We start from the raw sequence: 10719 nt of genomic DNA on the forward strand, positions 1-10719 counted from the left end.
AGGCCAGTAGAGTAAAAAATTTATGTATAATTTTACCTTATTCCCTTCTGTATTACTGATGACCGGACTTTCTTTGCCTCTTACTGTTTCTGCTGCTGATATACCAGTGGGGACTCAATTAGATCCTCATCAGGAATTGGTTCGACATTTGAAAGATGAACCGGCGTCACTTGATCCGATTAAATCTTTTGGCTTAACAGAAGCACAGGTATTACGTGATTTGCTAGAAGGTCTCGTCAATCAGGATGCTTATGGCAAACGTATTCCCGGTGTTGCTATTGACTGGCAAACGACAGACAACAAAACATGGATATTTACACTGCGACAGAATGCCCATTGGTCTAATGGTAACAAAGTGACAGCTTCTGATTTTGTATATAGCTGGCAGAGACTGGTTAATCCTAAAAATGCTTCCTCATTTTCCTGGTTTGCGGCTTTGTCAGGTATTCAGAATGCTCAGGCTATTATTGATGGTAAACTGCCAGCCGAAAAATTAGGCGTTGAAGCTCTTAATGCTTATACCCTGAAAGTCGCACTGGATCGCCCTATACCTTATTTTCCTAGTATGACAACTAATTTTAGTCTTTATCCGGTCAATAAACAGAGTGTCGAAAGATACGGTAATGACTGGACCAGAGTCGGTCATTTGGTTGGTAACGGTGCATTTATGCTTACGGGGCGGGTGGTAAATGAAAAAATTGTTTTGACGCCTAACCCTTATTATTGGGATCACAAAAATACGGTATTGGAAAAAGTCACTTTTGTACCTATCAGTCAGGAATCCCATGCGGTTAAGCGTTATCTGGCCGGAGATCTGGATATTACAGAATCTTTTCCTAAAAATATGTACCACAAGTTACTGCGTGATATTCCGGCAGAAGTTTTCACTCCCGATCAATTGGGCACTTATTATTACGCATTTAACACTCAACGGGCACCGACCAATGATATCCGGGTCAGGCAAGCTCTTGCTATGACGATCGATAAAAATCTGATTGCGGAAAAAATTCTGGGAACGGGAGAAAAACCTGCATGGCATTTCACGCCTGATGTTACAGCCGGGTTCCAGCCAGAAAAGAGTCAACAAGAGAGGCTGACGCAGCAGGAAAGGGATAAGAGAGCCAAAATCCTGTTAAAAGAGGCGGGTTATAGCTCTGAGAATCCATTAAAACTTTCTTTGCTCTATAACAATCTGGAAAATAACCAACGTATTGCCATTGCAGTAAGCTCGGAATGGAAGAAAAAGTTGGGCGTTGAAGTGAAGTTAGTTAATCAGGAATGGAAAACTTATGTTGACAACCGTAATACCGGCAATTTTGATGTTGTCAGGGCGTCCTGGACTGGGGATTATAATGAACCATCAAGTTTCCTGTCTCTTTTAACATCAACACATAGCGGGAACCTGGCTAAATTCTATAATCCAGCCTATGACGCCTTGTTAAAAGCAGCCAGCCAGGAAACAGACAGCGCAGCCAGAAATCAGGATTACAATCAGGCAGAAAAAATGATTGAAGAGCAAGCGCCAATTGTACCGATTTATCAATATACCAATGGCCGATTAATCAAAAAGTGGTTAAAAGGATACCCGATCATCAATCCTGAAGATGTGGCCTATAGTCATACTATGTATATCATTAAGCATTAGTCTGCATAGGCTGGTAACTGTGATTTTTCAAAATTAGCTAACTAATCGTAAACTGGTCAATTCGTATTTCTGCGTTTGACCAGTTATTACGTTATATTTTTGAATAAAAATTGATTGAATAAAAACGCATTTTCAGGATTAGCAGTAAACTTTGAATTTACAACCCAGTGAATCCTGCACTCGAAGAAGAGTCAAGTTTTATAATGCACAACCCTATTTTAATGCGTATTAATTGCTGCTTTACGGTTCTCTGTTGATATAAAAATCTGACTTAAGTAATATTAACTGGCTATTTGGCAGTAAGATGAAATTACCTTGAATTTTAACAAATAATAAGTGAGGAATTTATGTCTGAAATTAATAAGCCAGAAGATAAAAAAACTGACCTCAACTGCCCATTCAAACCAGAACAATACCAGATTGGCAAGGACAGTATAACTGTCCCCGCTGGGACTTTCGCCTGGGCGTCAAGCCATGTGTATTTGGGGAAACAAGTGTATCGTAGTGGCTGGAATGCCCCTAAAGAGCACATGCGCCTTGCCCATAAATCGGAAGCGGGGAGTGCAGGTGATGGAGCTGCTTATATTGAAAAGAGTGATAATGAGGGTTATTGGGCTCATTGGCAGCCAACACAAGAAGACCTAATGGCTTGTGACTGGAATCTGTTGAAATCAGAACCTAAACCCAAACCTGTTGATTGTATGTTGGAATTTGATCTTAATGTGGGAGTTAACACTTGGGTTGTAGACAGTAAACCTCTTTGGGGAGCAAACACAGGGCCGAGTTTAAGTGCTGCTCCTTTTGGTGATTTAAATATGAGACCAAATAAGCTAGATATTGTAAACATATACGCATTCGCTGGCGGACGGGATATGTGGAGGGGAGCACTACTTTTTATCGGTATAACTGTTAAACAAGATAAAGGAAGTTATCAAAAGGTAAGAGAGCTGTTTCAAAATAATGACCTTTGGGTAATGGTTGATAGCAAACATTATAATCTCGGCCATCCATCTGAGCGGGATGACAACTCGCCATCGCCTTATGATTACCTGTTTTCATATACAGGTACTGATGATGGAGAAAAATTAAGTGAGACAATAGAACAACATGTAAATAAAACTATGCACGTTTGTTTGAACTGGAAATAAATCACTAAATTTGCATTCTGAATTTAAGGCGGAACTTCGGTTCGGCCTTTTTCTATATTGGTCACAGTAAAATTTTCCTAAAGTGATAACTATACTGATCGAGACACAAAGTATCTTCAATGACGTTTGGTATGTATTGTATTTATTTTATGCAATTAAACATCAAGTGTTAAACAGGAGTGGGTGTGGAAACGATTTATGGCTCAGCATTTAAAAATTCAAATGCTGTGTATGCTTGCCAATTGAATGGTAAGGGCGGTATCACAGGCTTTGGGGAAAATTCACTTGCAACGGCAGAGCAGCCTTTCTGGCAGCATCTTGATTATAAAAATCAGGCCAGTTATCAATGGATTATGAATACAAATTTGCTACCCTCTCCGGTAAAAGAAGGGCTGGCAGGTAAAAGTGTTCGGCCTAAGCTAATTCGCACTGGAGAAGGTGCGATGATTACATTGCGGACAATTAACCGTAATGAAAATGCTCGTCCTGATCATTTGGTTTCATTCCGCATCTATATTAATGACAGAATGATTATTTCCAGTCGTCATCGGAAAATCTATTCGATAGATCAGGTCTTAGATAATTTGCACAATGGCATAGGCGCAAAAAATACGGGACATTGGTTGGTTGAAATAGCGGACTCTATTACCGATGAAGTGAACGATTTTATTGACGCGTTGCATGATAACTTGATTGAGTTTGAGGATGGCATTCTGGAACAGAAAATTCCCGGACGAGGTGAGTTAGTGTTATTGCGTAAGCAATTAATTGTTCTGCGTCGTTATATGGCACCACAGCGCGATGTCTTTATGCGTTTAGCCAGTGAAAAATTGCCCTGGATGAGTGATGAGGAGCGTCATCTGATGCAGGAAATTTCTGATCGCTTAGGGCGTGGGCTAGATGATCTGGATGGCTGCATTGCCAGGACGGCTGTTCTTGCGGATGAGATCACTTCTATTATGGCAGATGCTATGAACCGCCGTATTTACATGATGTCTTTGTTAACAATGATATTTTTACCCAGTACCTTTTTAACCGGGTTGTTTGGCGTTAATCTTGGCGGGATCCCAGGGAATGAATATAAGTTCGGGTTTGGTTTATTCAGCCTGTTATTGTCGTTATTGATTGCTGTTTTCACCTGGTGGTTAAGGCGCAGCAAATGGTTATAGGGTGCTATGAGGTATAAGGAAATCGGTGTTTCATATCCACTTTCCCTAAATCAAACGGTTAATCCCATTCAGTTTGAGATATATCAATAATCTGGATCTACAGTTAAGGCATTATAACCGTGCAGGTGAATACAACGTTGAGCGATGAGCGTTGTGCTCCATATCCATAATTGTAGTGTTTCTCATATTGAGTTTATACAGAGTAATTGACGTGTTGTGCCGATGCTAAAATTAGCATCGGCCGTTTTTTTGTCATTATCTGATTTCGATGACATCCAATCGTTCTGCTTGAAAATCAATCTGTTCATCGGGGCTGATAGCAGGCTGTATCGGTAGCTCTTCCCGATCAAAAGCCAAATCTCCACCATCAATAATTTCACTGTCATGATTAATGCTTTTGAAATCGAACAGATTAAAGTCACTAAGATGTGATGGAACCACATTTTGCATGGCACGGAACATGGTTTCAATGCGGCCCGGATAGCGTTTATCCCAGTCACGCAGCATATCTTTAATGACCTGACGTTGTAGGTTAGGTTGTGAGCCACACAAGTTACAAGGAATGATTGGAAATGCTCTAGCTTCAGCGTAGCGTTCGATATCTTTTTCCCGGCAGTAAGCAAGTGGGCGGATCACAATGTGCTTACCATCATCACTGATCAATTTTGGGGGCATACCTTTTAATTTGCCGCCATAAAACATATTCAAAAAGACAGTTTGTAAGATATCATCGCGATGGTGCCCCAATGCAATTTTGGTGGCACCTAACTCAGTCGCTGTGCGGTACAAAATACCTCGGCGTAAACGGGAGCACAGAGAGCAGGTTGTTTTTCCTTCAGGAATTTTTTCTTTAACAATACCGTAGGTATTTTCTTCAACAATCTTATACTCAATTCCCAGTTCATCCAGATAAGCCGGCAGTATATGTTCAGGAAAACCCGGTTGTTTTTGATCCAAATTAACTGCTACAAGGGAAAAATTAACGGGGGCGCTTTTTTGCAGATTCTGCAAAATGGACAGCAGAGTGTAGCTGTCTTTGCCACCAGAAAGGCAGACCATGATGCGATCGCCTTCTTCGATCATGTTGAAATCTGCAATGGCTTGGCCCACATCACGACGCAGACGCTTTTGTAATTTATTGAAATTATACTGTTCTTTTTGAGTGTTCATCTCTGATTGTTCTTACTGTTTCTGATAGCTGTTCGGCTAAAGGCCTTTAAAAAATGATGATGATTTTATGGCGGAGAACATGAAAAGGGAACAATGATAGCGGATGAAAAGGGATTATCAATCAGAGTTAGCGAAAAATGCTTTATATCTCCCCACATGGGGGAGAAAGTCATTTTTATCCTTAGTATTTATTCTGAACCGGGAAGAACTGGCTGATTAGAACTAAAATACCCACCAGTAAATAAGCGGTAAAAATACCAATTAACCATTGCGGCATGTCTAATGTCAGAAATGACCATTGTTTCATTGAACAATCACCAAAAGCTTGAAATACCGAAGGTAGCCATTCATTCAGTGGTAACCATGATGGGAATCTGGCAAAAAATTCACAAGTGTTAAAAGGGCTAGGGTCTAACTGCATCATGGTATGATCCCATGCCAGTTGTAATCCGCGCCATGCACTATAAAGCCACAGTAAAATAGCGAGCCAACGTAACGGGGTTTTGGGGGCAATAGCTCCCAATAGTGCTGCTCCCAAAATACCAAATAGAGCAACACGCTCATAAATGCACATTACACAAGGTTGTAGTTGCATAACATGCTGAAAATAGAGCGCAATAGCTTCTAATATAAGAGCGGTTAGCGCCATCAATAACCATGCACTTCGCCCTTGGGAACTCCGTTTTAAAAAATGAAACATGCTTCTTTTCCCATATCTTGAATATAATTAGTTACTTATTTTGCCGTTTTTCAAATCGCAAAAAAATAAATTTCAGTAATTAATAAATTTTATTAATTATAGTGGGATAACCCAACCGATTTTGACGAGATATTCAGTAACCGGAAGTAGCAAAAATTCGACACACAATAATCCTACTAATGTCATCACAATGGTGTAAGGCAATGCCATGATAACCATGCGACCATAAGATAAGCGAATTAATGGCGACAGGGCTGATGTCAACAGGAACAGGAACGCTGCTTGTCCATTCGGTGTTGCCACTGAGGGTAGGTTAGTTCCTGTGTTGATAGCTACAGCCAGAAATTCATATTGCTGTTGTGAAATGAGGCCATTTTTGAGAGCGTTTAAGGCTTCATTAATATAAACCGTACCTACGAATACGTTGTCAGATACCACAGAGAGCAGGCCATTAAACAGATAGAATAGTGAGAGCTGTGAAGCAGGTGAAGATTGCAGTACAAATTGAATAAACGGCGAAAACAGTTGCTGATCAACAATAACGGCAACCACAGAAAAGAAAACAGTTAATAACGCAGTAAATGGTAAGGCTTCTTCGAAGGCTTTGCCTAAAGCATGCTCTTCAGTGATACCACAAAATGCAGTGGCCAGAATAATGACTGATAAGCCAATTAATCCCACTTCCGCTAAATGGAAAGCCAGAGCCACAATCAGCCAGATACCAATTAAAGCCTGAACCACAAGCTGAGTTTTTTCTTGGCGTGTACGTTTTTCACTCGCTTTCTGGGCATAATCTTCCAAAACGGAACGGACGCGCTCAGGTAACTTAGCGCCATAACCGAACAGCTTGAAATGTTCAACCAGCAGGCAGATCAACAGACCACAAATAAAGACAGGGACAGTAACGGGCGACATACGGATAAAGAATGTCATGAAGTCCCAGCCAACGTGTTTGGCAATGATTAGGTTCTGTGGTTCGCCGACCATGGTCATTACGCCACCTAGCGCTGTACCGACTCCGGCATGCATCATCAGGCTGCGTAAAAATGCCCGGAATTGCTCCAGCGTCTGCTTTTTATCTTCATTATCAATGAATTTGTCATCGCTGAGTTCTGTATTGTCGTTTTGGCTAGCGCTGGAAAGGTAGCGGTGATAGATGGAGTAAAAACCGACAGATACACTGATAACAACGGCGATAACCGTCAGGGCATCAAGGAAAGCGGATAAGAATGCACTTGCCAGGCAGAATGCCAGTGCCAGCATTTTTTTGGAACGAATACTTAGCAGTAGCTTAGTGAAAACAAATAATAATAGCTGTTTCATGAAGTAAATGCCGGCAACCATGAAAATCAGTAGCAAGATCACTTCCAGATTGTTGGCTATCTCATGCCCTACTTGTTTTGGTGAAGTCATACCGATGATAACGGCTTCAATAGCGAGTAATCCTCCGGGTTGCAGAGGATAACATTTTAAAGCCATCGCCAGCGTGAAAATAAATTCAACAACGAGCATCCAGCCAGTAATAAAAGGACTGACAAAGAAAAAGGTCAGTGGATTGATAATAAGAAAAACAATGATGGCCAGCTTATACCAGTCCGGAGAATTGCCGAGAAAGTTTTTCACCACTGCGCGTCGGATACTGATTTCCATTATTATTAACATTCCTCTTCATGGATACATGGACGATTCTAAAGAATCATAGTACGCTCTAAACAGTACTAATTTAAGGGGATAAACTCATAATTAATCAGATAATAATTATATTTTTTTATGACCTCTTTCACTCTTTCGTGGTTTACTTACTATGTAACTATGTCGATCAGATGCATTCTGGTATGATCAGTGCCTATTATTAGCTAAGAAAACTGCTTTGGAATAGTTAAAATATGGTAATTAAGGCTCAGAGTCCTGCGAGTTTTGCGGAAGAGTATCTTATTGAAAGTATATGGAATAATCGCTTTCCACCAGGCTCCATACTGCCAGCAGAGCGTGAGTTATCTGAATTAATCGGTGTCACCCGAACTACTTTACGTGAAGTGTTACAACGCCTTGCACGTGATGGCTGGTTGACTATTCAGCATGGAAAACCAACAAAGGTCAATAATTTCTGGGAAACATCCGGCCTTAATATTCTGGAGACTCTGGCGCGTCTGGATCATGATCGTGTGCCTCAGTTAGTCGATAATTTACTGTCAGTCCGCACTAATATTGCAGCTATTTTTATTCGTACGGCATTCAGGCACCATCCGGAAAAATCATTGGAAGTATTGGCGGAAAAGAACAACGTAGAGGATACTGCTGAATCTTTCAGTTCCGTGGACTATGACATTTTCCGTGGATTGGCGTTTGCGTCAGGGAACCCGATTTATGGTTTGATTATTAACGGACTGAAAGGGCTTTATACTCGTGTCGGTCGTTATTATTTCTCGAATCCTGATGCTCGTAAGCTCGCTTTAAATTTCTATCAGCAATTGAGTGTACTATGTCAGGAACAGACCTATGACAAAATTATGGCATGTGTGCGCAATTATGGTAAAGAAAGTGGGATTATTTGGCATGGAATGCAGGGCATCATGTTCAATGAGTTAACGGAAGCTCGTCAAGGCTGATCAAATTCATCACCAATCTAGTTCATTGTCTAAGCTATTCTTTAAAGGCGTGCTGCTTTATGCAGTTCGCCTCTTTTTAGTTCATTTTATCACCATACCTATATCATGGTATTTTTGCCTTTTAATCAGTATTGACCCCTCCAAACTGTAAAATTCAAATTTTTAAATTATTATTCTGCTTAGTTTATATTGATTAAGATTTTTATTCTGAAATAAAATAAAAATAAGGTTTTAAATAAATTCACAAAATGTGAATAAAATGTTTCTTTTTGCCGAGAAAAATACTTTTTAAGATACTAATATAAGAAATTAATAGCATTTAATTCTTTTTTAATATGTTGTATTTAAAGTTATTTTAATATTTTTCTCATGATTTGAGAGATGGTATCCGTCATTATTTTGTAATTAAATTGTGACTTGAATCCTAAAATTCAACTAATCACTTTATAGTCTATTGTTCTGTATTGGATTTTCATGTTTAGCATATTATGCTTGCGTATATTACTCACCAATAGGGGGCAGAATGAAGGTCCTTATTTTAGGTAGTGGCGTTATTGGCGTCACCAGTGCCTGGTATCTGGCTCAGGAAGGCCATGAGGTTATCGTTGTTGATCGTCAGCATAGTGTTGCTGAAGAAACGAGCGCAAGTAATGCCGGGCAGATTTCACCCGGGTATGCAGCACCTTGGGGGGCACCGGGGATCCCATTAAAAGCAATAAAATGGGTGTTTCAACGACATGCCCCATTGGCTATTCGTTCTGATGGCTCACTATTTCAGTTACGCTGGATGTGGCAAATGCTGCGTAATTGTGATGCAGACCATTATGCTATGAACAAAAGCAGAATGGTGCGTTTGGCCGAATATAGTCGTGACTGCATTAAACAATTGAGAGTGGATACAGGTATCCAATATGAAGGGCGTCAAGGTGGTACGCTACAATTGTTCAGAACTAACAAGCAGTTTGATAATGCGGTTAATGATATTGCGGTGTTAGAGCAGGAAGGCGTTCCTTATCGGCTACTAACCTCAGATCAATTAGCATCAGCAGAGCCTGCACTCGCTTATGTTTCCCATAAATTAACGGGAGGATTACAGCTTCCTAATGATGAAACCGGTGATTGCCAAATCTTTACAAAAGAATTAGCAAAAATGGCAGAAAAAGCGGGTGTCAGATTTGTGTTTAACCGGCAGGTGAAACAAATTCTGGTGGATGGCGATAAGATAACAGGTATTCAGTGTGATAATGGCATCATGACAGCGGATCAGTATGTTATAGCAATGGGTGCCTATTCTACTGAATTATTGAAAGATCTTGTCACAATTCCGGTTTATCCAATGAAAGGTTATTCGCTAACAATGCCGATAATGGATGAAATGCGCTCACCTGCTTCAACAGTATTGGATGAAACTTACAAAATAGCCATTACCCGCTTTGATAATCGAATTCGCGTTGGAGGAATGGCAGAAGTCGTTGGTTTTAACCTGAATGTGCTGAAAAGCCGTTGTGAAACACTCAAAATGGTAGTAGAGGATCTTTACCATAATGGTGGCAATATTACTGAAGCCTCATTCTGGGCCGGATTACGACCAATGACACCGGATGGCACTCCCATTGTTGGTCCAACCAAATATCCTAATCTTTATTTAAATACCGGGCATGGAACATTAGGCTGGACGATGGCCTGTGGTTCAGGAAAATTATTATCTGACTTAATCTCTGGTAGGAAGCTTGAAATTGCGGCAGATGATCTCTCTGTATTCAGATATATCAATGGATTTAATACAAAAGTACTTCGGACGAAGCATCGTTTACATACCGCGTAAAGTAAATTAAAAGAGGCCATCATGCCACGTCCTATTTTGGCAACCATCCATCTCGACGTATTTCGTCATAATTTAGCTGTTATCCGCCAAAAAGTCGGTAATAGTAAAATCTGGTCGGTAGTGAAAGCGAATGCATATGGGCATGGGTTGGACAGAATATGGCAATCACTTAAGCAGACGGATGGATTTGCACTACTTGATATGAATGAAGCTATTTACTTGAGAGAGCAGGGGTGGCAGGGGCCAATCCTGTTGTTGGAAGGCTTCTTCAAAGTTGAAGATTTGCAGATAATTAATCAATATGACCTGACAACCACAGTGCAGAGCCATTGGCAACTCAAGGCGGTGGAAGAATAGGGCAAACGGGTCTAAATTATACTGACGTAAAACCCACCGTGAGGACTTTCAGCATGTAACCATTATCCCATCCTGCTTTCTGACGCTTAGTTTTCA

At 40.5% G+C, this 10719-nt stretch carries 9 protein-coding genes; 6 read left to right on the forward strand and 3 right to left on the reverse strand.

From position 1 onward, the window contains the following. The first annotated feature begins 58 nt into the window (after positions 1–58). The 3 genes from Xbud_RS05940 to zntB all read left to right on the forward strand — a co-directional run bounded on the left by Xbud_RS05940 (position 59) and on the right by zntB (position 3962). Positions 59–1645 (forward strand): peptide ABC transporter substrate-binding protein, encoded by a 1587-nt coding sequence (locus Xbud_RS05940; protein ID WP_244589869.1) that lies wholly within the window; start codon positions 59–61, stop codon positions 1643–1645. A 347-nt stretch (positions 1646–1992) separates the two neighbouring features. Further along, on the forward strand, positions 1993–2793 hold the full coding sequence (locus tag Xbud_RS05945) for a Thoeris anti-defense Tad2 family protein (RefSeq protein ID WP_099135201.1): 801 nt from the start codon (positions 1993–1995) through the stop codon (positions 2791–2793). 185 nt (positions 2794–2978) lie between these two features. Further along, positions 2979–3962 carry a zinc transporter ZntB gene (zntB, locus tag Xbud_RS05950; RefSeq protein WP_099135202.1) on the forward strand — a complete coding sequence of 328 codons (984 nt, stop codon included), beginning with the start codon at positions 2979–2981 and terminating at the stop codon, positions 3960–3962. Between the two features lie 255 nt (positions 3963–4217). Here zntB and ttcA read toward each other — a convergent pair whose 3' ends face one another. The 3 genes from ttcA to nhaB all read right to left on the reverse strand — a co-directional run bounded on the left by ttcA (position 4218) and on the right by nhaB (position 7482). Continuing rightward, positions 4218–5132 (reverse strand): tRNA 2-thiocytidine(32) synthetase TtcA, encoded by a 915-nt coding sequence (ttcA, locus tag Xbud_RS05955; RefSeq protein WP_099135203.1) that lies wholly within the window; start codon positions 5130–5132, stop codon positions 4218–4220. Between the two features lie 181 nt (positions 5133–5313). After that, a complete protein-coding gene (gene dsbB / locus Xbud_RS05960) occupies positions 5314–5832 on the reverse strand; it encodes a disulfide bond formation protein DsbB (RefSeq protein ID WP_099135204.1) in 519 nt (172 codons plus the stop codon). Between the two features lie 96 nt (positions 5833–5928). Then, positions 5929–7482 (reverse strand): sodium/proton antiporter NhaB, encoded by a 1554-nt coding sequence (gene nhaB / locus Xbud_RS05965; protein ID WP_099135205.1) that lies wholly within the window; start codon positions 7480–7482, stop codon positions 5929–5931. A 236-nt stretch (positions 7483–7718) separates the two neighbouring features. Between nhaB and fadR the strand changes: the two genes are divergently transcribed. The 3 genes from fadR (at position 7719) to Xbud_RS05980 (ending at position 10623) form a co-directional block, all read left to right on the forward strand. After that, entirely contained in the window at positions 7719–8441 is a 723-nt protein-coding gene (fadR, locus tag Xbud_RS05970; RefSeq protein ID WP_099135206.1) for a fatty acid metabolism transcriptional regulator FadR, read from the forward strand. 523 nt (positions 8442–8964) lie between these two features. Continuing rightward, complete coding sequence (locus Xbud_RS05975) at positions 8965–10266, forward strand: D-amino acid dehydrogenase (protein WP_099135207.1); 1302 nt, start codon at positions 8965–8967, stop codon at positions 10264–10266. Positions 10267–10287: 21 nt separating this feature from the next. After that, positions 10288–10623, forward strand: coding sequence for an alanine racemase (locus Xbud_RS05980; protein WP_422645764.1), 336 nt, complete (start codon positions 10288–10290; stop codon positions 10621–10623). Positions 10624–10719 lie beyond the last annotated feature (96 nt).

The sequence above is a fragment of the Xenorhabdus budapestensis genome, assembly GCF_002632465.1.
In the GTDB taxonomy this organism is placed as follows: Bacteria; Pseudomonadota; Gammaproteobacteria; order Enterobacterales; family Enterobacteriaceae; genus Xenorhabdus; species Xenorhabdus budapestensis.

Bases quoted from the DNA above. Each gene is read 5' to 3' on its own strand.
- nhaB (WP_099135205.1), bottom strand. From the start codon at position 7,482: ATGGAAATCAGTATCCGACGCGCAGTGGTGAAAAACTTTCTCGGCAAT.
- Xbud_RS05945 (WP_099135201.1), top strand. From the start codon at position 1,993: ATGTCTGAAATTAATAAGCCAGAAGATAAAAAAACTGACCTCAACTGC.
- dsbB (WP_099135204.1), bottom strand. From the start codon at position 5,832: ATGTTTCATTTTTTAAAACGGAGTTCCCAAGGGCGAAGTGCATGGTTA.
- Xbud_RS05980 (WP_422645764.1), top strand. From the start codon at position 10,288: ATGCCACGTCCTATTTTGGCAACCATCCATCTCGACGTATTTCGTCAT.
- Xbud_RS05940 (WP_244589869.1), top strand. From the start codon at position 59: ATGACCGGACTTTCTTTGCCTCTTACTGTTTCTGCTGCTGATATACCA.
- fadR (WP_099135206.1), top strand. From the start codon at position 7,719: ATGGTAATTAAGGCTCAGAGTCCTGCGAGTTTTGCGGAAGAGTATCTT.
- Xbud_RS05975 (WP_099135207.1), top strand. From the start codon at position 8,965: ATGAAGGTCCTTATTTTAGGTAGTGGCGTTATTGGCGTCACCAGTGCC.
- ttcA (WP_099135203.1), bottom strand. From the start codon at position 5,132: ATGAACACTCAAAAAGAACAGTATAATTTCAATAAATTACAAAAGCGT.